The following is a 24130-nucleotide window of genomic DNA, read 5'->3' on the forward strand; positions in this document are numbered from 1 at the left end:
TCCCACCCGCAGCGTGAGCGCGCGCTAGGCTTGGCTCGACAGACCGCGCGCCGACCCGGGGGTTCCATTGGGAGCTGAGATATCCGCTCGTTCGTTCACCGGGGAAGACCGGCGGATGTTCCGGAGCAAGGTTCGCGACTGCATGAAGGCGCTCGAGCGGATGCTTCGAGAGGACGTCTTCGTCGACGTGCACTCGTCACCCGAACCGCATCTCGGCATGGAGATCGAGTTCAACCTCGTCCGCGACGACATGTCGCCCGCGATGTCGAACCTCGAGGTACTTCAGGCGATCGACGATCACGCGGTCTTCCAGACCGAACTCGGCCAGTTCAACGTCGAGATGAACGTCGAGCCACGACGTCTCACCGGCGACGAACCCTTCGAACTCGAAGAGTCGCTGCGGTCGTCGCTGCGGCGCGCCGACGAGCGGATGCACCTGCACGACGCGCAGCTGGTCATGATCGGCATGCTGCCCACGCTCGAACTCGACGATCTCGAACGGGGCCGGATCACCGCCAATCCTCGGTACGAAGCGCTCAACGAGCAGATCTTCGCGGCGCGCGGCGAGGACATCGAACTCGATCTCGACGGTGTGCCGTTGCCCGGCAGTGATGCCGTGGAAACCCTTCGCGCCGACATGAATTCGGTGGTCCCCGAGGCGGCCTGCACGTCCCTGCAGCTGCACCTGCGGATCGCCCCCGAAGATTTCGCGACGCACTGGAACGCTGCCCAGTGCCTGGCCGGAGCGCAGGTCGCGCTCGCGGCGAACTCGCCCTTCCTCGCCGGCAAGGCGCTGTGGCACGAGAGCCGGATCCCGTTGTTCGCGCAGGCCACCGACACACGCCCGCTCGAATTGCGGAACCAGGGCGTTCGTCCCCGCGTGTGGTTCGGTGAGCGGTGGATCGACTCCGTCCTCGACCTGTTCGAGGAGAACTCCCGCTACTTCACGGCTCTCCTGCCGGAGGTCTCGGACGTCGATCCGATGTCCGAACTCGACGCCGGCCGGGTTCCCGAACTGCGCGAACTGCAGATGCACAACGGCACCATCTACCGGTGGAACCGGCCTGTCTACGACATCAGCGACGGCCATCCGCACCTGCGCGTCGAGAACCGTGTGCTCCCTGCGGGACCGACCGTCCTCGACACCATGGCCAATGCGGCCTTCTACTACGGGACGCTGCGCGCCCTGACCGACTCCGACGAGCCGCTCTGGCGCGACCTCAGCTTCGACGCCGCCGAGCGGAACCTCGTGCTCGGTGCGAAGTTCGGTCTCGACGCGAAGCTGTACTGGCCGCGCACCGGATGGGTCGGCGCCGACGAACTCGTACTGCGGTGCCTGTTGCCGCTCGCGCACCAGGGCCTCGAGGCCTACGGGCTGTCGGCAGCGGTCCGCGACCGCTATCTCGGCATCGTCGAGGGACGTGCGCTGACCCGGCAGACCGGAGCGGCGTGGCAGCGACGGCAGGTGGCCCGGCGTGAGGCTGCCGGCGAGAACCGGCGCACCGCCCTGCTCGGGATGATGAAGGACTACGTGCAGAACATGGCCTCGGGCACTCCCGTCCACGAGTGGGAGTGACGACCCTACAGTTGCAGGGTCCGCGTCACGGCCACCGTCGGCTGGACGACGACGCGATCGGCGGGCGGCTCGAAACCGGGTACCTCGCCGAGATCGTCACCGAGATCGGCGACGCGGATGCCGAGACGGCTCTCGAGCATGCTCAGCGTCAGCTCGACCTCGATCCCGTCGGGGCCGGGAGCCCAGAACAGGAAACCGAAGTCGTCGGACGGTTCGGCGCGGAAGCCGTCCACCGTTGCGCCGTGGACGTGGGCGGTGGTGTTGTCGATCCACAGTCCGACGGCCTGGGCGTCCCTCGGTGAACTCAACCGCAGTCGTATCTTCCGGGCGCTTCCGCCGGTCGTGTCCTCGAGGATCTCGACCTCGGGCGCCTCGAGCTCGGCGACCGGGGCAGGCCCGTGGTACATCGGCCGGTGCTCCCGCCACGGGAAGGCGGTGGGGAGCGGTTCGGGCCCGGTGGTGAGCAGGCCTTCGCTCCAGTCGGATCGCGGGCCGTCGGGCGATCCCCACACCGCGGCACTCCGGTCGGCGTCGAGCGAGTACCAGAGGTATTCCTGCCGGGGATCGGTCGCACCGTCCCGGTTGAGATAGCCGGCGAGCAGCGTGCCCACCACGACGATCGCGATCGTGCCGGTCGCGGAGACGACGAGCCCGCGGGTGGTCGACGCGAACGGCTCGCACAGCGGGAGCACCGCGGCGAACGTGAAGGCGACGAACAGACCGGCCACCGGTGCCCCGTAGAGGAGTCCGGCGTCGAACGACACCAGCACGGCGGGCAGGCCGAAGATCACCGAGCCGAGCGCACCGAGCGCGATCGCGACGAGCGGCCACACCGTGTCGCGCTGCGGGAGCAGCAGCGCCACCAGCAGACCCAGCGCTGTCGGCAGGACGAGTACGAGCAGCGTCAGCGGCACACCGGCGAAGGGGATACCGGCGAGAGCGAGCACCGCGACGAGCGTGAACGCTCCGCACGTGAGCGCGGCGGCCGGACGGGCACGGCCCCACCACGATCGCGCGATCAGCAGTACGCCGAGAGCCGCGACGACCGCCGCGAACTGGAAGACACCCGGCCGGTAGGGCTCGTCGGCGACCGGCGCGGCCGTGCCCGGATCGACGGTCTGCACGATCCACCAGGGCAGCCACGCCGCGCCCGCCGCGAGCACGGCGGCGAGCAGGGCCACGGCCACGGCCGCGCCGACCTGCCAGGCCGAGGCCTCACCGCGGCGCACCCGCAGCACGACGATCGCCCCCACGATGGCGGCCAGCACGATCGCGCCGACCACCTCGGCCCAGCGCGGCATGTGGAGCAGTCCCCAGGGCGCGGTCGTCACGACCTGGTCGCCGCCGTCGTCGACGGTCGCGAGATCCGATCCGGCGAGCGTGCGGGCGGTCGCGAGGGAGGTGTCGCCCATGTGCTGCAGCGACGTCCTGCTGAGACGGTCGGGGGTGTCGAGAGGGCTGTGGTAGTACGCCGATCCCGCGGAGATCGCCGTGTCGAGGGCGTGGTGGCCGTGCTCGGCGAAGCGACGGAAATCGGTGTCGTTCGGCAGCGCCTCGAAGATCAGTTCGGTGAGGGAATCCGCGTTCGCGCCCGGTGCCCCCGCCAGGCTGTCGATCAGGACGCCGTTCGGTGAGGTGATCCGGAAGGTCGTCGGCGTACCGGCGTTCCCGCGGGCCTCGTGGTTGAGCACGACGACGGGACCGGCCCGGACGGATTCCGTGCCCACGAACCGGTGGGCGCCGAGCAGACCGTTCTCCTCACCGTCGGTGAGCAGGACGACGACGTCGTTCCGTGGGGGAGGGCCGGAGTCGATCGCACGAGCGACCTCGAGGACCGTGCCGACGCCGATCCCGTCGTCGCCCGCGCCGGGGGAGCCCCGGACCGTGTCGTAGTGGGCGGCGAGCACGACGGTGCCCGTGGGATCGGTACCGTCCCGGGTCGCCACGATGTTCTGCACGCGGGCGCCGCGTTGGGTCGCCTCACCGGACCGCGCCATCCATCCGACACCGGAGTCGACGCGGGTCGACCACCCGAGTTCCTCGAGGACGGCGACGAGATGGTCACGGGCATCGGCGTGGGCAGGCGACCCGAGCGGTCGTGGGCCGCCGGCGATCGCGTCGATGTGTTCGCCGGCGCGGGCGGCGCTGAAGACATCGGCGGGAGCGTCTGCACCGAGCGGCTCGTCGGATCCGGGGAACAAGGCGACGAGGCCCGCCACGAGGAGGACTCCGATCAGTGCCAGAACACTGCTACGCCGGGACGGGGCCGGGTGGCGAACAGCCGCGGCGGAGTCCATGGGTGCAGCCTAGCCGCGAATGCAGCGGTGCCCCGGCAGACTCGGCCGGGGCACCGCGATCGGATCGGGTCGGATCAGGAGGCAGGCGCCCAGCTGTCGGGTCCGAACACTTCGTAGTGGATGTTCTCGGCCGGGACGTTGCGCTCGATCAGGGCCTCGCGCAGCGAGAGCATGAACGGCAGCGGGCCGCACAGGTAGGCCTGGGTCTTCGGGTCGAGCGGCAGATCGGAGATGTCGGCGCGTCCGACGCGGACCGTCTCGAGCGGCTGACGGTTGCCGAGATCCTCGTACCAGCGGTACAGCTGGGCCGACGGGATCTTCTCGGCGAGGGTCTCGAGCTCGCGGCGGTGGGCGTGGCTCGCGACCGACCGGTCGGCGTGCAGGACCGCGACGGGACGTTCGTCGCCGACGCCGGCGAGGTGATCGAGCATGCCGATCATCGGGGTGCATCCGATACCGGCCGACGCCAGCAGGATCGGAGTGTCGTCCTCGGTGAGCACGAGATCACCGAAGGGGGTGGTGACCTCCAGCTCGTCGCCCTCGAAGACATTGTTGTACAGGAAGTTCGACACTTCACCGGCGGGAAGCGCGGTGCCGTCGGGTGCGGTGGTCGCGAGGACCCGCTTGACGGTGATGCGCCAGTCGCCCTTCGCGGGTGCGCTCGACAGGCTGTACTGACGGATCTGGCGGGCGCCGTCGGGGAGGTGGACGCCGACCGAGAGGTACTGGCCCGGACGGAAGGTGGGCAGCGGGGAGCCGTCGAGCGAGGTGAGGACGAACGAGACGGTGTCGGCGGACTGGTGGACGCGGTCGGCGACGCGGACGGTGCGCCAGACGTCGCCGGCCTCGACACCCGCGGCCCGGTACAGATCGGCCTCCATCGAGATGAGAGTGTTGGCCATCAGCCAGTACAGCTCGTCCCATGCCTTCGCGACCTCGGGAGTCACTGCATCTCCGAGGATTTCGACGATCGCCTCGAAGAGGTGCTTGTGGACGATCCAGTACTCGTCGGGCTTGATACCGAGCGAGGCGTGCTTGTGGGCGATGCGGGACAGGATCGCCTCGACACGGGCGGGATCGGGATCGAGCTGGAGCGTCGCGAACGCCGCGATCGATCCGGCGAGTGCCTTCTGCTGCTCACCCTGCTTCTGGTTGCCGCGGTTGAACAGATCGCGTTCGAGCTCGGGGTGGGCGGCGAACATCTTGCTGTAGAACAGCGGGGTGATGTCGCCGATGGCGGCTCCCACCGCCGGGAGGGTCGCGGCGATGACGTCCTTGGATTCGGGTGAGAGCGGCATGGTGTGTCTCCTCGTGTGTGTCGTGACGGGCTGCACCGGCGGCCTCGCCGTGGGTCAGCGGCCGGTGGGTGGTTCGAGAGTGAGCAGGACCGGGCCGGCGTCAGGGGTCGCCAGGTCGGCGATCGTGACGTCGTCGAGAGCGGCGTAGAAGGCGTCCTGTGCGGCGCGGAGCCTGGAGCGGAGGCTGCAACCGCCACGCATGGGGCACGGCTTCGCTCCTTCGCACTCGACGACCTCTTCTTCACCCTCGAGGGCTCGGGCGAGCCAACCGAGGCTCGCCGTGCGGCCGAGTTCGGTGACGGTCAGGCCTCCACCGCGTCCGCGGCGGGTGGTGACCACTCCGAGCTCGCCGAGCCGGGCGACGACCTTCGTCGTATGTGCGTACGACAGATCGAGCTGGTCTGCAATCGTTCTGGTGCTGGGCATACTCTCCGCCGGGCCGGCGACGAGATGCATCACAACTCTCAGTCCTAGATCGGTGAACCGGGTGAGTTGCATGACCTCACGGTAGTAAATTCGCATCCCAAATGACAATTTGATGTGACGCAGATCGCTGTCGATGGAATGCATTGCAATCAAAGGAATCTCGACACGATGACCAAAGTCCGTATCCGGACGTAGCGGATCCGACTAGTCTCGGGGGCGTGAAACCACTCGGTGAGGCACCCCGCGACCACAACCACGTGACCGTCGGTGCGGACGGCTCCCCGGCCTCCGAGCGGGCGGTGAGGTGGGCCGCGGCCACCGCGGCCGGCCGGAAGATTCCGCTGCATCTCGTCCACGCGGTGGACTTCGCGCCGTCGGGCTGGACGAAACTTCCCTTCTTCCGTCCCTCGCAGGTCTTCGAGTGGAGTGAGGCCGAGGCGCAGGCGCTCCTGAAGGAGGCCGCGGAGACCGCCGAGTCGGTGGCGCCGGATCTCGAGATCACCGCAGAGCTCGCGCTCACCGGAAGCGCCAAGTGGCTCGTCGAGCTGTCCCGCACGTCGCGGATGATCGTCCTCGGTGCCACCGGGAGCACCAAGCTGGGGGAGGCCTTCCTCGGTTCCACCCCGGTCTCCGTCGCCGGTCATGCCGAATGCCCGGTCGTCGTGGTGCGGGGACCGGAAGGGCCCGTCCCCGACGAGCGTCCCGTCGTCGTCGGTGTGGACGGCAGCCCCGCGAGCCGCCACGCGGTCGACCTGGCGTTCGAGGAGGCGTCCTGGCGCGGGGTCGACCTCGTCGCCGTCCACGTCTGGAGCGACCTGAAGGTCGGGGAGATCGACGAGTCGCCCCTCGACTTCGATCCCCGCGCGTTCGAGGAGTACGAGCACTCCCTGCTGTCGGAGTGCCTCGCGGGCTACGGCGAGCGCTATCCGGACGTGACGGTCCACCGGAAGGTCTACGTCGACGGCCCCCGCGCCCACCTGCGGTCCTGGAGCGGGAAAGCCCAGCTAGTCGTGGTCGGTACCCGGGGCAGGGGTGGCTTCAAGGGGATGGTGCTCGGCTCCACCGGAAACGCGCTCATGCGCGAGGCGCAGTGCCCGGTGATGGTGGTGCGACCGGTCACTACCTGACGGCGGTAGTGTTCGGGGGCACGTGGACGAACGCGCCCCGAACGGGGTGTGCAGCAGGAACGAAGGTGGCGCATGCGCATCGGAATGGGACTGAACTACAGCGGAGGTTTCGCGGAGACCGCGGCGGAGGTGGCCGACCTGGAGAAGGCCGGTCTCGACATCGTGTTCGTGCCCGAGGCCTACTCGTTCGATGCGGTGAGCCAGCTCGGTTATCTGGCGGCGAAGACCTCCCGCGTCGAGCTCGCCTCCGGCATCCTCCAGTTGTTCACCCGGACACCGACGCTCACGGCCATGACGGCGGCCGGCCTGGACTTCGTCTCCGACGGACGCTTCGTGCTCGGCATCGGCGCATCCGGTCCGCAGGTCATCGAGGGGTTCCACGGCGTTCCCTACAACGCGCCGCTGGGCCGCACGCGCGAGATCGTCGACATCTGCCGCCAGGTGTGGCGCCGCGAGAAGGTCGAGCACCAGGGCAAGCACTACCAGATCCCGCTGCCCGCCGAGCGCGGCACCGGTCTCGGCAAGCCGCTGAAGATCATCAACAAGCCTGTGCGCGAGCGCATCCCGATCATCATCGCGTCGCTCGGCCCGAAGAACGTCGAGATGACCGCCGAGATCGCCGAGGGCTGGCAACCGCTGTTCTACTACCCGGAGAAGGCCGCCGAGGTGTGGGGCGAGTCGATCGCCAAGGGCAAGGCCAAGCGCGATCCGGCTCTCGGCGACCTGCAGATCTACGCCCAGACCCCGCTCGCGATCGGCGACGACGTCGACCATATGCTCGACTGGGTCCGCCCCATGGTCGCGCTCTACGTCGGCGGCATGGGTGCCAAGGGCAAGAACTTCTACAACGACCTCGCGATCCGCTACGGCTACGCGAAGGAAGCCGAGACCATCCAGGAGCTCTACCTGGCCGGCAAGAAGGAGGAGGCGGCCGCGGCGGTGCCTGTCGAACTGCTGCGCTCGATCTCCCTGATCGGCTCGGAGGGCTTCGTGCGCGAACGTATCGCGGCCTTCGCGGAGGCCGGGGTCACCACCCTCAACGTCACCCCCTTCGCGGCCGACACCGCAGGTCGTGTGCGACTGATCGAACAGCTGCGACAGATCTGCGGCTGACCCACCGAGAAAGGTTCCGCGTGCGATGACCGAGAACAAGCCGATCGTCGTGGCCGTCGACGGATCCGACGCGTCCACGACCGCGGTGAGCTGGGCGGCACGGACGGCTGCGATCCGCGGCCTGCCGTTGCGCATCGTCACCGTCGTGCACATCCCCGCCTTCTACTACTCCGAGCCCTACCTCGCGCAGAGCTTCCACGAGGAGATGAAGGCGACGGCCCGCGACCGGCTCGACAATGCGGCCGTGCTCGCCCGGCAGATCATCGACGAGAACCGTCACGGGAACGTCGAGGTCACCACCGCGCAGCTCGAAGGCAAGGTCGTGCCCACGCTCATCGCGGAGGCCGAGCACGCCGACCGGCTGGTCGTCGGCTCGCGCGGTCTCGGCGAGGTGAAGGGTCTGCTCGCCGGTTCGGTCTCCACGGCGGTCGTCTCGCACGCGACGGCGCCCGTCGTCGTGGTGCGGGGCCGCACCCTCGACGGTGCGCCGCCGGCGGAGGGGCCCGTCGTGGTCGGTGTCGACGGATCGGTCTCGTGCCGCGACGCGGTGGAGGTCGCGTTCGAGGAGGCCTCCGCACGCGGGGCGACGCTCGTCGCGGTGAACGTGTGGAGCGACGTGAGCGTCCAGCCCTCGCTCGGCGCCGTCCCCGAGGACCCGCACTGGAGCCGGATCCAGACCGGTGAGGAGATCGTGCTCGCCGAACGTCTCGCCGGATACCAGGAGCGGTACCCGGACGTCACCGTCGAACGGGTCGTCGCCCGCGACCGGCCGGTGCGAGTGCTCAGCGAATATGCCGAGACCGCACAGCTTCTCGTGGTCGGAACCCGCGGACGTGGTGGATTCAAGGGACTGCTGCTCGGCTCCACGAGCAACGCGCTGATCCAGACCGCGGACTGCCCGGTCCTCGTCGTCCGGTCGAAGGAGACCGAGGACTGATCCCGGACGGGGATCGATCCGGCGGACGAGCGATGCGGGGCGTCACCCGAAGTCGTCGACGCCCCGCTCGCGCAGTTCCCTCCACGCGTCGGCCGGATGCACACCCCGGCTGATCGCCCCGTTCTCGATGAGCACCCCGAGCATCTGCGAGAGGACGAACGCGACGTCCTCGACGCGTCCGCACTCGTAGCGGGCGGTCAGCCACCCGGAGACGTTCCCGGCCTTGGCGGCCTGCGCCATGTCCAGCGCCGTGTGGAACAACTCGCGGGTCGGATCGTCGATCGGATCCTCGGTCGGTGCGCTCATCGTCACCTCGATCTCTCTTCTCGTCAGAAACCCACGCGCAGGATCACCAGCGGCACGACCGGCAGGTCGAGCATCTCGGCCAGGCGCGAACCGGCGTCTTCGACGCGCAGGGGATGCGTCACGACCGACGCCGACAGTCGCGCGTCGATGGCCGCGAGCCAGCACCGTTCCACCGCCGCACCCACCCGGACCAGATCCGCCGGTGACGTCGACGGGGCGGAGAACAGCAGCACCGATTCGCGCGCGATCGCCGCCGCCAGCGCATCGATGTCGGGGATCCCGGTGGTGACCATGGCCTCGCCGGCCGCGCCGTGTTCGTCGAGGGTCGCGCTCCACGTGGTGACCACCTCGGCGTTGCCGCGCGGCTGCCAGTGGGACGTCCACGAGAACATCTCCCGCTGATAGTGCGGGTGACGCCGGCGGGCCTCCGCCGCGTAGGCGAGCACCTGGGCGAGGGCGGCGGACTCGTCGGCGGCGAGCAGGCGCACGTCGATGTCGGGTACCTCCCCGGCCGCGGCGACGACGTCGGCGAGCGTCTCCGTCGGCACCGGGATATCGGTGAACGATTCGCGGTGGCTGCGACGGTGCGAGATGGCGGCGTACAACCGCAGGTCGCGGCTGCTCGGGGTGCCCGAGCCGAGCGTCTCGATCCGGGCGATGAGTTCCGGACGTTGCGGATCGGGCAGCACGGAGGTGCGCGATCGGTTGCCGAGGACCCGGATCGCGAGCTCGAGATTCGCAAGGGCCGTACCGCACGAGATCAACCGGTCGACTCGCAGCGGGTCCGGGCCCGGCTCGGCGAACTCGAGGCGTTCCTCCAGTTCGGCGCTGTGATCGGGCAGGCGCAGATTCCACGGTTGCGTGTCGTGCACCGAGGGTGCCTCCACCACCGCACGCGCAATGATCTCGGTGTCACCGAGCGACCAGGTTCCGGCATCGACAGTCACGACATCCTCCTCGTCGGCTCGTTCGTCCCACATGTCCACCTCTGCCCCTCCAGCGTCTCCCGAGCGGCGCCCGCGGGGCAGGGGGAGAAGGTCCCCAGATGGGTGTCGAACGGCCCCGAGGACGTGGGTATCGCGGTACACCTGGGACAATGACGGGACAGCATGTCAACGAAAGGTGCCCGAGATGACCCGCGTGTTCCTCGTCGACGATCACGAGATCGTGCGGCGCGGCCTGGTGGATCTGCTGAGCAGCGTGCCCGACTTCACCGTCGTCGGTGAGGCCGCCTCGGTGGGCGAGGCCCTGGCCCGCGTGCCCGAGAGCGGCGCCGACGTCGCGGTGCTCGACGTGCGGCTCCCCGACGGCAACGGTGTCGAACTGTGCCGCGAGCTGCGTACCCGCATGCCGGGCCTGCGCGCCCTGATGCTCACCTCCTACGCCGACGACGAGGCGCTCTTCGACGCGATCATGGCCGGTGCCTCGGGTTTCGTGCTCAAGCAGATCCTCGGCACCGATCTCGTCTCGGCGATCCGCACCGTCGGTGAGGGCGGCTCGCTGCTCGACAGCCGTGCCACCGCCGCCCTCATGGAACGGATCCGGGCGTCGCGTACGGCCGATCCGCTGGCCGAGCTGTCGGAGCAGGAACGCGCCGTCTTCGAGCTCATCGGTGAGGGCCTGACCAACCGGGAGATCGCCGAACGGCTGTTCCTCGCGGAGAAGACCGTGAAGAACTACGTCTCGCGCCTGCTGGCGAAGCTCGGCATGCAGCGCCGCACTCAGGCCGCGGTGCTCGCCACCGAACTGCGCAACGAGCGCGGCAAGCCGACGTCCTAGTCCGACGGGTGCGGGACCGGTCCCGTCAGAGCGGGACCGCCCACAGCACCCGGGTGCCGCGCGGATCGGCGGGGCCGATCTCGCACGTCCCGCCGCACTGCACGGCGCGCCGCTCGAGGTTCGCCAGGCCGCTGCGGCGAGGCGTGTCGGGCAGACCCGTGCCGTCGTCGAGGATCTCGATCCGGAAGTCGTCCTGAACCGAGACCGACACCGAGATGTTGTCGGACTGCGAATGACGCAGCGCGTTGCTCAGCCCCTCGCGGAGCACGGCTTCGGCGTGCGGGTGGATGCGCATCGGCACCAGTGTGTCGATGGGGCCGACGAACTGCACGTTGGGTGCCACCGCGGAGTGGATGCTCAGATCGCCCACGACGTCCAGCAGTCTCCGGCGCAGGCTGTTCGACGCCGCCGCGCCGGTGGTGTGCAGATCGAAGATGGTCGTGCGGATCTCGCGCACCGTCCGGTCGAGTTGCTCGATCGCGTGGCGGATCACCTCCACGATGCGTTCGTTGTCCGCTCCGTCCGCGGTCGCGCTCTGCAGACTCATACCCGTGGCGAACAGGCGCTGGATGACGTTGTCGTGCAGGTCCTGTGCGATGCGATCGCGATCGGCCAGCACGTCGAGCAACCGCTTCTTGCGTTGCTGTTCGGCGAATTCGAGGGCCACGGCCGCGAGGTTCGCCATGGATTCGAAGCGGGCCACGTCCTCGTCGTCCCACGGTTCGCTACCGGCCTCGCGGGTCGCGACGAGCACGCCCGTGACCGTCGACGTCGCCGACAGCGGCAGCACCACCGCGTGGCCCTCGTCGCCCTGTTCCGTCGGCGGCAGTCCCTCGAGAGTGTCGAGGTGCATCGGCTGCCGGCTCTTGAGTGCTTTGAGCACAGGCGATCCGGTGAGATCGAAACGCTTGTCCTTCCCGCACGGGATCGCGGGGGACGCGGCCTGCAGGCGGCCGTGATGCCCGTCGACGAGCACCACATAGGCGCCCGCACACCGGGCGAGTTCGCGGACCTGGCCGGTGAGCATCGACAGCGTCTCGTCCACCGACCCACCCATCAGCAACCGGGAGTTGATGGATGCCATTGCGGTGAGCCATCTCTCGCGGGCAAGGGAGCCCTCGAACAGGCGCGCGTTCTCGACGGCCACGCCGGCGGACATCGCGAGCACCTTGAGGATCACCTCGTCCTCTTCGGTGAACTCGGGTGCGCCCAGCTTCTCGGTGAGATAGATGCTGCCGAAGACCTTGCCGCGCACCATGATCGGTGTGCCGAGGAAGCTCTTCATGGGCGGATGGTTGGGCGGGAAGCCGATGGAGGCGGGATGCTTCGACAGGTCGCCGAGGCGGACCGGCCGGGGATCGTTGATGAGCAGACCGAGGATGCCCCGACCCTCGGGCAGGTGGCCCATCACCTCGCGCTGCGTCGGATTGATCCCGACGTACACGAACTCCGACAGGCCACCGTCGGCGGCGCGCACACCGAGCGCGCCGTAGCGGGCGTCGAGGAGGGCGGTCGCGGCGGTGACGATGCGCTGGAGCATGGAGTCGAGTTCGAGACCCGATCCCACGACGAGCACCGCTTCGAGCAGTCCGCGCAGGGTCGTCGGGGCGTCGACGGAGTCGTCGAGCCGGTCGCGGAGCTCGGCGAGCAGCGTGTCGATGGCGACGTCGGTGGGTTCGATCATGACTTCTTCTCTTCCAGCAGGTGCAGCGCGGCGGATACGGCGGATTCCGAGGGATCCGTCTTCGCGCGGCTCAGGTCGTGTGCGGCCCCGGTGACCTCGACGAGGGTCGTGGCCGCGGGCAGGAGATCGAGTGCCTCCCGCAGTTCGTCGAAGGTACCGAAGGGGTCGCGGTCGCCGTGGACGAACACCGTGGGCATCGAGATCTTCGGCAGGTGCTCGGTGCGCAGCTTCTCCGGCTTGCCCGGGGGATGGAGAGGATAGGACAGCAGGACGAGGGCGTCGGCGATGCCGGGTTCGTCGGCCGCCAGCATCGACGTCTGGCGGCCGCCGTAGGAGACGCCGCCGAGCAGCAGGGGCCCGGACACGCGTTCGCGCAGCTCCGCGGCGGCGGCGGCCACCCCCTCGCGGTCCTCCGGGGCGCGGGACGGCTGCGGAGGACCCTTCGGCTTGCGACGGCGGAACGGCAGGTCGTAGCGCAGGGCGAGGAAGCCGGCGTCGGAGAACCGGCAGCACATCGACTGCAGGATCCGGGCGTCGCAGTTGCCGCCGGCGCCGTGCGTCAACGCGACGGCACCCCGCGGGCTGCCCTCGGGAAGATGCAGGTGACCGGCCACGGTGCCGGTGTCCAGCGGTTCGACACTCACACCGATACGGTAACCGCCGCGTCGGCGACGTCTCCTCGGGCCTCCGTGCTCCGCAGCAGGTCGCCTGTGCTCCGTGCCGCAGGTCGCGCGTGCTGCTCCGTACCTCTACCGGCCGGCCGCCGCGCTGCGGGGGATCGGGCCGATGTCGGAATGGCGACCGGGCACGAGCTCGGCATGCCGCCCGCCCGGGCCGGGACCGCGGCGGGCGGCCAGTGCGTCGGCAACGGCACCGGTGACGAAGCCGTAGACGCTCTTGTGGAGGACGTCGATCGCCAGTTCCGAACGGGGCCACGTCTGCGGCGGTGCTCCCACGCCGGTCGCGTTCTCGAGGATCTGATCGTTGGTGAGACGGACGACGGTGAACTTCGACGATGCGAGCGGCCCCCGCAGGCCGACCTCGGCCATGACCGAACGCAGGACGCCGAGTGCGATGCCCTGCCCGAAGTGCATCGCCCAGTTCAGGGCGGTCGAGTGCTGCCCGGCCGATTCGGACGCGCCCGTCAGCCGTGCGAGTACGCGGCCCGGCACGTGGGAGTTCGGTCGCCCGGTGACGGCCTGCTCGATCTTCTCCCCGACGGTCATGGCGGCGACGCCGGCCGCACCGGCGACCAGGCCTTCCCACAGTGCGTTTCTCAGCATGACCGCTCGGGTACCCGCCGCGGGATCGGAACAACCCGTATTCCCAGGGCGGAGTCCTACGGACGGCACGGTGAAGGAGCGATGACGGGAGCGACACGACCCGGAGACACACACGGCGGAATCTCGGTGCGGCACTCCGCGATCAGCGGTGCCCTGCTCGGTGTGGCGCTCATGGCGGCGATCGACGAGATCGTCTTCCACCAGATCCTCGGCTGGCACCACTTCTACGATCGCTCCACACCCGCGGTCGGTCTCGCGTCCGACGGTCTGCTGCACACCGCCGAGTTGCTCGTTCTCGTAGCGGGATTCGCGTTGCTCGCGGATGTGCGCCGCAGGCACGCCCTGGCGGTACGGCACTTCTGGGCGGCGCTGCTCATGGGAGCGGGCGCGTTCCAGTTGTTCGACGGGCTGGTGAACCACAAGGTGTTCCGCGTCCACCAGATCCGCTACGACGTCGACGTGTGGCCCTACGACCTGGCCTGGATCGCAGGGGCTCTCGTGTTCCTCGTCGCCGGTGCGCTCCTGTGGTGGTCGGCGCGACGGAGCGCGCGCCCCACCGGGCTCTCGGACGGATAGGAGCCGTCGGTGCACGACCATCCGACACAGGCGGGACCGGGAGCGCTCGCTCTCGTCGTTCTGTTCGCGGCAGCGGTGGCCGTCGCGCTGTACATCGGAGCGGCCGTGCGGCTGCGTCGACGCGGCGACGCCTGGCCGTGGTGGCGTGACGCGAGTGTCGCCGCAGGTGCCGGCGCCGTCGCTGCGGCAGCGGTGCTGCCTCTCGTCACGGCGGCGGTGCTGCCTCTCGTCACGGCGGCGGTGCTGCCTCTCGTCACGACGGCGGTGTTCCCTCTGCCCGGTGGTCCGTTCACCGCGCACATGGCCGGGCATCTGCTCGTCGGGATGGTCGGACCCCTGCTGATCGTGCTGGGCAGGCCGATGACGCTGCTGCTGAGGACCGTCCCGGTGGGAGGCGCACGTGCGGGTCTGCTCACCGTGCTGCATTCGCGACCGGCCGCACTGCTCACGGCGCCGGCCGTCGCGGCCGTGCTGGACATGGGTGGGCTGTGGGTGCTCTACCGGACGCCACTGTTCGCTGCCATGCACGACGACCCGCTCGTCGCGACCGTCGTCCACCTGCACGTCTTCGCCGCCGGGATGCTGTTCACCGTCGCGATCTGCCGCCTCGATCCGCTCCGCCGCCGGTACGGTCTCGCGCATCTCGCGGTGGTGTTGCTCGTGGCCGGCGCGGCTCATGCAGTGCTGGCGAAGACGCTGTACGCGCAGTCACCTCCCGGCACGATGTTCGCCGCATCCGATCTGCAGGCGGGGGCCCAGCTGATGTACTACGGCGGCGACGCGGTCGGTGTGGCCCTGGCCGTCGTGCTCGCCGTCCGCTGGTACGGCGAGATGGGGCGTGCCCGCGCGCGGGCGGTCACGGTCGGTCGCGCTCGACCGGCCGCGTGAGCCGGACCCACATGCGGTGCAGCATCGCGGCGAACACCACGACCCAGGCCGCCACCGCGACCCACAATTCGGCGGCACCGATCGCCCCGACCAGCGGCAGATCGTCGGCGCGACCCAGATACATCCCCGCGACCGCGTACATGCCGAGCGGGAAGACGATCGACCACAGGGCCGAGTCGTAGGTCAGCGGCACCCGATGGACGCGGTGACGCCACCAACCGGCCGCGACGAGAGGCGGCAGCAGCCACGTCGCGAAGGCCCAGATGACGACGGCGAGGCCCGCGATCAGTCCGCGGGTCGCGTCCACCATCGGGGCGTCGTCCATCTCGACGATGCGTGAGCCCGCCACGACGGTGATCGAGCACGCTCCCATCGACACCCAGTACGGTGCGGTCAGGTCGGTGGGACGCAGCGGGTACTGCAGCATCCGCGCCGCGACGAAGATGCCCGCCGCCGCGTACAGGAACAGGCCCACACCCCAGGTGAACACCGCGACGGCGGCGAGGAGCCGGTCGAGTTCGCGGTAGACGGGCTGGAGCGTGGCCGCGGCGATGGCCACCGATTCGCTCGCGACGACCCAGATGAACCACGTCCCGTTGGCCTTCGCGAGGACGGGACGCTCCGCCGTGCCGAGCACGGCGGTCCACGGGACGACATATCCCAGTACCAGCCAGGTCGCCGCCGCGCCCGCGAGCAGCACCGCCGCGGTGGAATGCCGGCCGTCCATCATCAGCCGTACGCCGAGCACGTTGCTGCCCGCGACGAAGGTGAAGAAGCCGAACGCCCGCCCGGAATCGGCGAGATCGGCGCGGACCTCGTCGCGGAACGCGAGGAACCGCCACACCGACATGGCCACGAGCGTCGCGTATCCGATCACGGACACGATCAGCAGCGCGGCCGATGCGAAGTGGAAACCCCGGAGATGGAGGCCGGTGGAGACGATGCCGCCGGCCATGACGAAGGCGAAGTAACCCGGCGCCAGGGTGCGCACTTCTTCGCGGAGACGGGGACGGGCCTGCACGGCGCGCACGCTACTTCAGCAGGCGGGACATCCGCCGGTCGGCGAGGACCTTCCCTCCGGTCTGGCAGGTGGGGCAGTACTGGAACGAGCGGTCTGTGTAGGAGACCTCGCGGACGGTGTCGCCGCACACCGGGCACGGCTCGCCGGTACGCCCGTGCACGCGCAGCCCCGACCGTTTCTCTCCCTTGAGGCGCGCCGCGTCCTGCCCGACCGAGCGGGTGACGGCGTCGGTGAGCACCGACCGCATCGTCCCGTACAGCGTGGTCACCTCGTCGTCGGTGAGCTTGCCGGCGGTCGCGAACGGCGACTGCTGCGCGACGTGCAGGATCTCGTCGGAGTAGGCGTTGCCGATCCCCGCGAGAACCTTCTGATCGGTGAGCAGCGTCTTGAGACGCGAGGTGCTGTCGGTCAGGAGCTCGGCGAACTCGTCGCGGGTGAGGGCGAGTGCATCTGGGCCGAGGCGGGCAATGCCCGGCACCTGCTGCGGATCGTCGACGACCCAGACCGCGAGGCGCTTCTTCGTGCCGGCCTCGGTGAGATCGAAGGCCGGTGTCGTCGCGTCGGGGGCGAACAGGTGCACGCGGAGGGCGAGCGGACCGCGACCGAGTTTCGGGGGAGTCTGCGACGGTTCGTCGAGCCAGCGCAACCAGCCGCCGCGCGACAGGTGCGTGATCAGATGCAGCCCGGAGCAGTCGATCGCGAGGAACTTGCCGAAGCGCGCCGCTCCGGTGATGTCGCGTCCCTGCAGCGCCGTGATCGGTGGGTCGGCCGTCTGCAGCACGCTCAGCGCCGCGACGTCGATGCGTCCGACGACGCTGCCGACCGCGTGCTCGCGCAGGAACACCGCAAGTGCTTCCACCTCGGGGAGCTCGGGCATGGGAACAGGCTACGGTCGCCGGGCCGTTCGCGGGTGGCGACGGACACCTTCGAGGCCCCGATAGACTGCGCTCGTGACTGTGTCGACGCCCTACGAAGACCTGCTACGCCTGATCCTCGAGACCGGCGCGGAGAAGGCCGACCGTACCGGAACCGGCACGCGGAGCCTGTTCGGCCACCAGATGCGCTTCGATCTGTCCGAGGGCTTCCCGCTGATCACCACGAAGAAGGTGCACCTGAAGTCCATCGTCTACGAACTGCTGTGGTTCCTGCGCGGCGACTCCAACGTCAAGTGGCTGCAGGAGCACGGCGTGACGATCTGGGACGAGTGGGCCGCACCCGACGGTGACCTCGGCCCGGTCTACGGCGTGCAGTGGCGCTCGTGGCCCACCCCCGACGGGCAGCACATCGACCAGATCGGCCAGGTGATCGAGACCCTGCGCAGCAACCCCGACTCACGGCGCATCCTCGTCTCGGCGTGGAACGTGGCCGAGCTCGACCGGATGGCACTGATGCCGTGCCACGCCTTCTTCCAGTTCTACGTGGCCGACGGCAAGCTCAGCTGCCAGCTCTACCAGCGCAGCGCCGACATGTTCCTCGGCGTGCCGTTCAACATCGCCAGCTACGCGCTGCTCACCCACATGGTCGCGCAGCAGACCGGACTCGAGCCGGGAGAGTTCATCTGGACCGGCGGCGACTGCCACATCTACTCGAACCACATCGAGCAGGTCACCGAGCAGCTCACCCGCGATCCGTATCCCTACCCGACGCTGAAGCTGCACCCGCGCGACTCGATCTTCGACTACCGCTACGAGGACGTCGAGGTCGTCGGCTACCGGCATCATCCGGCGATCAAGGCGCCGGTGGCCGTCTGATGGGGGATGTCACCCTCGTCTGGGCCCAGGCACGCGGCGGTGTGATCGGCCGCGACAACACCATCCCGTGGCACATCCCCGAGGACATGGCGTTCTTCAAGGACGCCACGATGGGCAAGCCGGTGATCATGGGCCGGCTCACCTGGGATTCGCTCCCGGTGCGGTTCCGGCCGCTGCCGGGACGCCGGAACATCGTCGTCACCCGCAACGTCGAGTGGTCGGCCGAGGGCGCCGAGACCGCGATGAGCCTCGAGGACGCGCTGACGCTCGCCGGTGAGGACGAGGTCGTCGTGATGGGCGGGGGCCAGATCTACGCGCAGGCGATGCCGTTCGCGACGCAGTTGCTCGTGACCGAGGTGGACCTCGACGTCGCAGGAGATGCGACCGCACCCCCGATCGGCGCCGAGTGGGTGGCCGAGGCCGGGGAATGGATGACCTCCACCAAGGAAATCAGGTTCCGCTGGATCCGGTACGCGCGAAGCTGAGTTCTCGCGGCGGCATCTGAGCGATACTGCGGTACATGGACAAGCTCTCGTTGACCGCCCTGGCACGGCAGCAGCTCAAACTCGCAGCGGCGTCCAGCAGCGGACGCAGCTCCCAGACGGTTTTCGGTGGGCATACCAAGCACCTGCGGCAGACCGTCGTCGCGTTGCTCGCCGGCCACGAACTCGGCGAGCACGACAGCCCCGGCGAGGCGACCCTGCAGGTGCTGTCGGGCCAGCTCCAGCTCGTCGCCGGCAACGACGTGTGGAAGGGCTCGGCCGGCGACATGATCATCATCCCGCTGGTCCGGCACAGCGTCAGCGCCATCGAGGACGTCGCCTTCCTGCTCACCGTCGCCAAGTAGCGGCGCTCACTGCACGCGTCGAGTAGCGACGCTTACTGCACAGGTGCCGGAGCGGTGTACCCGCGGTAGCCCTCCCACGCGAGTCGGCGCTGGCGGCGCGGATCGTGCTCGATGCGCGTGACCTCGTCGAAAATCACTGTTGCGCGGTCCTTCTCGTCGTAGCGCGGCCACGACGGCAGTGGTTCACCGTGCCGGGCCACGTTCAGCCACTGGCGCTGCATCGACCCGGCGACCCTCCGCAGACCACGTCGCCCACCGAGCGCCGTGAGCGCCCGGCCGAGCGGTTCGTCGGTCTGGTCGAAGACGGCGAGCAACTCCACCGCGTGCGTCGCGTCGAAGCCCGTCCACCGCAGCAGTCGCGGCGCGAGATCGAAGCGGTACATGAAGGTCGGCGCGAAACGCGAATGTGCCTGCGCGATCTGCACGGACGGATACCAGAAGGTGAGGTCGCCGCCGAGATCGATCGCGGCACGCTCGTCCGGATATCCCGGATAGACCGCCGTGATGCGATCCTTCGCCTCCGGATCGGTCGCGGCGAACAGCGCGTCGATCCGCCGCGGGTTCGTCGGAAGCGCGTCGAGGAACTTCGGGAACAGCGCACCTTCGCGGTCGTTCGTCCCGAGCACGAGCGGAACGGGATGTGCCGCGCCCGTCTCGTACGCCTCGAGCGGCTGGAGCGGAACGAAATCGCCGTCGACGACCGGGCCGAAGGGATGCAGACCCGGGGTCGCGCGCAGCACCTGCGCCCCGAGCCGCGATCCGACCCGCCCGAGTTCGACGGGGGAGGCGTCGAGCAGCGCCCGAGCGGCGGTATCCGGATCGGCACCGAGCAGTTCGACGAACTTGCGGCCCCATTCGGCCGAGCGGTCGGCGGTGACGACGAGATTCGGCGCCGGGCTCTGCGCGATCGCGGCGGAGAACAGTCCGCGCGCGGCGGGGGTCGCGAGCAGGGTCGTCACCGAGGTGCCGCCGGCGGACTCGCCGAAGATCGTCACGTTGTCGGGGTCGCCGCCGAAGGCCGCGATGTTGCGCTGCACCCATTCGAGCGCCGCCACCTGGTCGCGCAGACCGAGATTGGAATCGAAACGCACGTCGTCGGTGGAGAAGGACCCGAAGTCGAGATAGCCGAGCGATCCGAGGCGGTAGTTGATCGACACGTAGACGACGTCGCCGCGCCGGACCAGCGACTCGCCGCCGTAGACCGACAGGGCACTCGTGCCGAGGGTGAACGCGCCGCCGTGGATGAACACCATCACCGGTCGCGGCGCGTGGACACGACCTGCGGGGGCGAGCACGTTGAGGGTCAGGCAGTCCTCGTCGGGACGCACGCGCACTCCGCGACGCCCGGTCTCGGCGTAGCGCGGACGCTGTGGGGCGGCATTGCCGAACCGTGTCGCATCGCGCACCCCCGTCCAGGGCTCGACCGGTTGCGGGGCGCGCAACCGCAGCGGCCCGACCGGGGGAGCGGCGTAGGGGATGCCGCGCCAGGCGAGGAGGTCGCCGAGCCGGGTGCCGCGGACGGTCCCGTCGGCGAATGTGACGTGGGTCTCGGGCGTCATGCTCCGCACTGTACGTGACGGCGCGTCACGGTAGCCGCCGCCTCCACCGGCGGCGTCACCAGGAGTGGGCCTCGAGTCCCCGGTCCGCGAGCTCGGCCAGCACGTAGGTGCGCAGCGTCGCGGTGTCGGGGAAGCGCTCCTCGTCGAGGGCGACGAACGCGAGGGTGTACCGCTCGTCGGTGTGGCAGGCGTAGACCGACAGGCGGGTCGCGGTGCGGGCCGGCCGGGTGTCGAGACCCGGGTGCATCGCGCGCATCGCGATCCCGGTGGTGCGGTACGGGCCCAGTGTCGTGAGTTCGCGGGGCACCGCACCTATGTTGGAACACAACAGGTCCCGCTCGCCCGCACCTCGCGCGACACGGGCGGCGAGGCGGTCGGGCAGGAGCTGCAGGATCTCGGCCGGCATGTTGTGCGGCGCTCCTTCCCGCGGCTGCGAGTAGGCGTGCGCGGCGCTGGCGCGGATGGAGGCGAGCGTGTCGCCGTCGTCGACGGAGATCCCCACCATCGACACGCCGTTGGAGACGGTTCCGTCCTTCCGGTCGTCGACCGGAACGGAGATGCGCACGGGGAACGGGATCCGGGCGCGTCGCGCGACACCGGCGGACACGGCGAGCAGCAGGGCGTTCGGGCTGCCGTCCTCCGCGGCGGCGACGGCCTTCCACTGCGCCGCGTCGACGTCGACGAGCGCGGTGCGCGGTCGCGAGCGCACCGTCTGCGGCGCGGGGGGCTTCTCCGTGCGGGGCGTGTACTTCACGCGGCGCAGTCCGCTGCCGACCTTCCGGAACAGCTGCATCGCATCGCGCAGATCGGAATGGCGACCGGGGTCGGGTCGTCGCGGCCGGTCGGCGAGCGCGTCGGCGACCGCGCGGACGAATCCCCGCGCGTCGGTCAGGACATGTGAGCACACGATCGACAGTGCGGTGCCGCCACTCGTGAGGCGGGTCGCGGCGAGAGCCCAGCCGGGACCGAGCTCGGGATCGACGTTCACGTTCGCGTGCTCGTCGGCCCAATCGAGGAGCTCGTCGTCGGGGATGGGAGTCGCGGGATAGCGCAGCGGATGGACGTGCGTGTTGGGTTCGAAGCGGGGGCGTGCGCCGGGAACACGGGGACGGACCACGCGGCGACCGAGCGGGCCTTCGGACAGCACGTCGTGAAGGGACAGCAACAGGGTCGCGTCCACGGTCTCGTCGGTGCGCCACAGACCCTGCATCACCGACGGCAGGCCGGTTCCTTTGTGGCGGTGGAGGAACATCTCGTCCACGACGCTCAGGCGATTCACAATCCCGACCGTAGCGCCGACCGTTGACCGAAGCACTGAACCGAGGTTCAATCCTTAGTGTGGCGTACCGGCGGACACCCGCAGTGCAGGAGCGACTCGACGCACAGCGCGAGGCGATCGCTGCCGCCGCGGTCGCTCTGCTCAGCGAACGCGGGTACAGCGGACTGTCCGTCTCGGCGGTCGCCGAACGGGCCGGTGTCGCCACCGGCAGCGTCTACCGGCACTACGTCGACAAGTCCGATCTCGTGGTGCGGATCTTCCGGGAACTGTGCGAACGGGAGGTCGAGGCCGTGACGTCCGCGGCCGCAACCGGATCCGGAGCCGACCGGGTGAGCGCGGTGGTCGACACCTTCTCCCGCCGTGCTCTGCGCAATCCCACCCTCGCCTACGCGCTGCTCGCCGAACCGGTCGACGTCGCGGTCGACGCCGAACGGCTCGTGCTGCGCCGCGCCTTCGCGGCGGCCTTCGCGAACGCCGTGCGCCACGGCATCGCGACCGGTGAATTCCCCGAACAGGATGTCGAACTCACCGCCGCCGCGCTCGTCGGGGCCGTCGGCGAGGTGCTCACCGGCCGTCTGCCCGGCGCGGCCGACGGTCGCCTTCGAGACAGCGCGGCCGGATCCACCGTCCCCGACCTCGTCGCCCTCGCACTGCGAGCGGCGGGGCACCTGCCTTCCGGAACGACTCAGGAGTGAAGCCGTGAATTTCCCCGCCACCCACGAGGTGTTCAACCAGGTACCGGATCTCGAGCCGTACCCGGCCGCCGACGATGCGGCCCTGCTCGAAGGACTGCGCCGCGAGGGCGCGAGCTGGGCCGAGGACGAGGTCCGCGAACTCGGCGCCCTCGCCGGCACCACCCGTGCCCAGGACTGGGGGCGGCTCGCCAACGAGTACCCGCCCGTGCTGCACACCCACGACCGCTACGGTCACCGCGTCGACGAGGTCGAGTTCCATCCGCACTGGCACGACCTGATGACCGTCGCCGTCGAGAACGGCCTGCACGCGGCCCCCTGGCGCGACCCGCGTCCCGGCGCGCACGTCGCCCGCGCCGCGAAGTTCTACGTGTGGGGGCACACCGACGCCGGGCACATGTGCCCCATCTCGATGACCTACGCCGCGGTCCCGGCGCTGCGCCACAACGCCGAACTCGCCGAGCGCTACGAGTCGCTGCTGGCCGCGCCGCACTACGACTTCGGACTGCGCGAACCCTCCACGAAACGCGGCCTCATCGCCGGGATGTCGATGACCGAGAAGCAGGGCGGTTCCGACGTCCGCGCCAACACCACCACCGCGACCCCCAACGCCGACGGCTCGTACACGATCGTCGGGCACAAGTGGTTCACGTCCGCGCCGATGTCCGACCTGTTCCTCACGCTCGCGCAGACCGAGCACGGACCGTCGTGCTTCCTGCTCCCGCGCGTCCTGCCGGACGGCACCCGCAACGCCATCCGCATCCAGCGACTGAAGGACAAGCTCGGCAACAAGTCGAACGCCTCGTCCGAGATCGAGTACGAGAACGCGATCGGCTGGCTCGTCGGCCCGGAAGGCCGCGGCATCAACACCATCATCGAGATGGTGAACATGACGCGACTCGACTGCGTCATCGGCTCGGCCGTGAACATGCGGGTCGCGACGCTGCGCGCGGTCCATCACGCCCGTCACCGGAAGGCGTTCGGCGCGTTGCTCGTCGACCAGCCGCTCATGCGCAACGTCCTCTCCGATCTCGTCGTCGAATCCGATGCCGCGACGACGATGATGATGCGCCTGGCCGGGGCCACCGACCGCGCCGCCGGGGACGAGCAGGAAGCCGCCCTACGCCGCATCGCGCTGGCCGTCACCAAGTACTGGGTGTGCAAGCGGGCGCCCGCGGTCGCCGCCGAAGCGCTCGAATGTCTCGGCGGCAACGGCTACGCCGAGGAATCGGGCATGCCGCGGCTGTATCGCGAGTCGCCGCTCATGTCGATCTGGGAAGGATCCGGCAACGTCGCGGCACTCGACGCGCTGCGCGCCATGGCCCGCCAACCCGACACGGTCGAGGCGTTCTTCACCGAGGTCCGACTTGCGGAAGGCGCCGATCCGCGCCTCGATTCGGCCATCGCCCGGGTGGGCAAGGAGCTCGCCGACCTCGAGGACGCCGAGTACCGGGCACGGCGGGTCGTGGAGCTCATGGCCCTGGTCCTGCAGGGCGCGCAGCTCGTCCGGCACGGGCATCCCGCCGTCGCGGAGGCCTTCTGCCGCAGCCGGCTCGACGACGACTGGGGCATCGCGATGGGCACACTGCCGACCGGCGTGGACACCGCCGCGATCCTCGACCGGATCTGACGGCGCGGGTCCGATTCTGCGGCGCTGTCACCTGTCGCAGGTCGCGGGCATACTGGAATAC

The 24130-nt window shown here is 69.7% G+C and carries 24 protein-coding genes; 12 read left to right on the forward strand and 12 right to left on the reverse strand.

The genetic code is table 11. The annotated features are described in order from the left end of the window. The first annotated feature begins 67 nt into the window (after positions 1 to 67). Entirely contained in the window at positions 68 to 1576 is a 1509-nt protein-coding gene (locus tag LPH33_RS05145) for a glutamate-cysteine ligase family protein (protein ID WP_172414911.1), read from the forward strand. A gap of 5 nt (positions 1577 to 1581) precedes the next feature. Here LPH33_RS05145 and LPH33_RS05150 read toward each other — a convergent pair whose 3' ends face one another. From LPH33_RS05150 to LPH33_RS05160, 3 genes are all read right to left on the reverse strand, one after another. Next, positions 1582 to 3873: a M28 family peptidase gene (locus tag LPH33_RS05150; RefSeq protein WP_088897749.1), complete on the reverse strand. Its 2292-nt coding sequence runs from the start codon at positions 3871 to 3873 to the stop codon at positions 1582 to 1584. Positions 3874 to 3947: 74 nt separating this feature from the next. Continuing rightward, complete coding sequence (locus LPH33_RS05155; protein WP_160873838.1) at positions 3948 to 5171, reverse strand: globin domain-containing protein; 1224 nt, start codon at positions 5169 to 5171, stop codon at positions 3948 to 3950. Between the two features lie 54 nt (positions 5172 to 5225). Continuing rightward, the gene (locus tag LPH33_RS05160) at positions 5226 to 5669 is read right to left on the reverse strand and encodes an RrF2 family transcriptional regulator (RefSeq protein WP_160873839.1); all 444 of its coding nucleotides are present in this window, start codon (positions 5667 to 5669) and stop codon (positions 5226 to 5228) included. A gap of 146 nt (positions 5670 to 5815) precedes the next feature. Here LPH33_RS05160 and LPH33_RS05165 point away from each other — a divergent pair, with 146 nt between their 5' ends. The 3 genes from LPH33_RS05165 to LPH33_RS05175 all read left to right on the forward strand — a co-directional run bounded on the left by LPH33_RS05165 (position 5816) and on the right by LPH33_RS05175 (position 8774). Continuing rightward, the gene (locus tag LPH33_RS05165; RefSeq protein WP_016692202.1) at positions 5816 to 6724 is read left to right on the forward strand and encodes a universal stress protein; all 909 of its coding nucleotides are present in this window, start codon (positions 5816 to 5818) and stop codon (positions 6722 to 6724) included. A 72-nt stretch (positions 6725 to 6796) separates the two neighbouring features. Next, positions 6797 to 7837, forward strand: coding sequence for an LLM class F420-dependent oxidoreductase (locus tag LPH33_RS05170; protein ID WP_088897747.1), 1041 nt, complete (start codon positions 6797 to 6799; stop codon positions 7835 to 7837). A 25-nt stretch (positions 7838 to 7862) separates the two neighbouring features. Then, positions 7863 to 8774: a universal stress protein gene (locus tag LPH33_RS05175; protein ID WP_229567353.1), complete on the forward strand. Its 912-nt coding sequence runs from the start codon at positions 7863 to 7865 to the stop codon at positions 8772 to 8774. A gap of 42 nt (positions 8775 to 8816) precedes the next feature. Here LPH33_RS05175 and LPH33_RS05180 read toward each other — a convergent pair whose 3' ends face one another. Both LPH33_RS05180 and LPH33_RS05185 read right to left on the reverse strand, forming a co-directional pair. After that, complete coding sequence (locus tag LPH33_RS05180; RefSeq protein ID WP_016692199.1) at positions 8817 to 9086, reverse strand: hypothetical protein; 270 nt, start codon at positions 9084 to 9086, stop codon at positions 8817 to 8819. A gap of 17 nt (positions 9087 to 9103) precedes the next feature. After that, positions 9104 to 10060: a nitroreductase family protein gene (locus tag LPH33_RS05185; protein ID WP_051032983.1), complete on the reverse strand. Its 957-nt coding sequence runs from the start codon at positions 10058 to 10060 to the stop codon at positions 9104 to 9106. A 151-nt stretch (positions 10061 to 10211) separates the two neighbouring features. Between LPH33_RS05185 and LPH33_RS05190 the strand changes: the two genes are divergently transcribed. Next, positions 10212 to 10859: a response regulator transcription factor gene (locus tag LPH33_RS05190; protein WP_033096942.1), complete on the forward strand. Its 648-nt coding sequence runs from the start codon at positions 10212 to 10214 to the stop codon at positions 10857 to 10859. 25 nt (positions 10860 to 10884) lie between these two features. Here LPH33_RS05190 and LPH33_RS05195 read toward each other — a convergent pair whose 3' ends face one another. From LPH33_RS05195 to LPH33_RS05205, 3 genes are all read right to left on the reverse strand, one after another. Beyond that, positions 10885 to 12543, reverse strand: coding sequence for a GAF domain-containing sensor histidine kinase (locus tag LPH33_RS05195; protein WP_160873842.1), 1659 nt, complete (start codon positions 12541 to 12543; stop codon positions 10885 to 10887). After that, positions 12540 to 13187 (reverse strand): alpha/beta family hydrolase, encoded by a 648-nt coding sequence (locus LPH33_RS05200; RefSeq protein WP_145693422.1) that lies wholly within the window; start codon positions 13185 to 13187, stop codon positions 12540 to 12542. The genes LPH33_RS05195 and LPH33_RS05200 overlap by 4 nt, the downstream gene beginning before the upstream one ends. A 105-nt stretch (positions 13188 to 13292) precedes the next feature. Then, positions 13293 to 13826 carry a hypothetical protein gene (locus LPH33_RS05205; RefSeq protein ID WP_145693421.1) on the reverse strand — a complete coding sequence of 178 codons (534 nt, stop codon included), beginning with the start codon at positions 13824 to 13826 and terminating at the stop codon, positions 13293 to 13295. A gap of 81 nt (positions 13827 to 13907) precedes the next feature. Between LPH33_RS05205 and LPH33_RS05210 the strand changes: the two genes are divergently transcribed. After that, a complete protein-coding gene (locus LPH33_RS05210) occupies positions 13908 to 14402 on the forward strand; it encodes a DUF2243 domain-containing protein (protein WP_145693420.1) in 495 nt (164 codons plus the stop codon). Between the two features lie 9 nt (positions 14403 to 14411). Continuing rightward, the gene (locus LPH33_RS05215) at positions 14412 to 15290 is read left to right on the forward strand and encodes a cytochrome c oxidase assembly protein (protein ID WP_229567355.1); all 879 of its coding nucleotides are present in this window, start codon (positions 14412 to 14414) and stop codon (positions 15288 to 15290) included. On the opposite strand, the gene LPH33_RS05220 is transcribed toward LPH33_RS05215, so the two are convergent. Then, positions 15259 to 16320 carry a tellurite resistance/C4-dicarboxylate transporter family protein gene (locus LPH33_RS05220; RefSeq protein WP_186455325.1) on the reverse strand — a complete coding sequence of 354 codons (1062 nt, stop codon included), beginning with the start codon at positions 16318 to 16320 and terminating at the stop codon, positions 15259 to 15261. The two genes, LPH33_RS05215 and LPH33_RS05220, sit on opposite strands and share 32 nt — an antisense overlap. A 1-nt stretch (position 16321) precedes the next feature. After that, entirely contained in the window at positions 16322 to 17188 is an 867-nt protein-coding gene (locus LPH33_RS05225; protein ID WP_145693418.1) for an Fpg/Nei family DNA glycosylase, read from the reverse strand. A 73-nt stretch (positions 17189 to 17261) separates the two neighbouring features. On the opposite strand from LPH33_RS05225, the gene LPH33_RS05230 reads away from it, so the two are divergent. From LPH33_RS05230 to LPH33_RS05240, 3 genes are read left to right on the forward strand one after another with little or no spacing between them, the layout of a single operon-like run. Continuing rightward, the gene (locus tag LPH33_RS05230) at positions 17262 to 18062 is read left to right on the forward strand and encodes a thymidylate synthase (RefSeq protein ID WP_145693417.1); all 801 of its coding nucleotides are present in this window, start codon (positions 17262 to 17264) and stop codon (positions 18060 to 18062) included. After that, positions 18062 to 18547 (forward strand): dihydrofolate reductase, encoded by a 486-nt coding sequence (locus tag LPH33_RS05235; RefSeq protein WP_229567356.1) that lies wholly within the window; start codon positions 18062 to 18064, stop codon positions 18545 to 18547. The genes LPH33_RS05230 and LPH33_RS05235 overlap by 1 nt, the downstream gene beginning before the upstream one ends. A 35-nt stretch (positions 18548 to 18582) precedes the next feature. Further along, positions 18583 to 18909, forward strand: a complete 327-nt coding sequence (locus tag LPH33_RS05240; RefSeq protein ID WP_016692188.1) for a cupin domain-containing protein — start codon at positions 18583 to 18585, stop codon at positions 18907 to 18909. A 32-nt stretch (positions 18910 to 18941) separates the two neighbouring features. On the opposite strand, the gene LPH33_RS05245 is transcribed toward LPH33_RS05240, so the two are convergent. Then, positions 18942 to 20468, reverse strand: coding sequence for a carboxylesterase/lipase family protein (locus LPH33_RS05245; protein WP_229567358.1), 1527 nt, complete (start codon positions 20466 to 20468; stop codon positions 18942 to 18944). A gap of 55 nt (positions 20469 to 20523) precedes the next feature. After that, positions 20524 to 21747: a hypothetical protein gene (locus LPH33_RS05250; protein WP_145693415.1), complete on the reverse strand. Its 1224-nt coding sequence runs from the start codon at positions 21745 to 21747 to the stop codon at positions 20524 to 20526. A gap of 59 nt (positions 21748 to 21806) precedes the next feature. Here LPH33_RS05250 and LPH33_RS05255 point away from each other — a divergent pair, with 59 nt between their 5' ends. Then, positions 21807 to 22442 carry a TetR/AcrR family transcriptional regulator gene (locus tag LPH33_RS05255; RefSeq protein WP_160873847.1) on the forward strand — a complete coding sequence of 212 codons (636 nt, stop codon included), beginning with the start codon at positions 21807 to 21809 and terminating at the stop codon, positions 22440 to 22442. Positions 22443 to 22446: 4 nt separating this feature from the next. Further along, positions 22447 to 24069 (forward strand): acyl-CoA dehydrogenase family protein, encoded by a 1623-nt coding sequence (locus tag LPH33_RS05260; protein ID WP_088897737.1) that lies wholly within the window; start codon positions 22447 to 22449, stop codon positions 24067 to 24069. The last annotated feature ends 61 nt before the right edge of the window (positions 24070 to 24130 follow it).

It is taken from the genome of Rhodococcus sp. RDE2 (assembly GCF_020885655.1).
Classification (GTDB): Bacteria; Actinomycetota; Actinomycetes; order Mycobacteriales; family Mycobacteriaceae; genus Rhodococcus; species Rhodococcus pyridinivorans.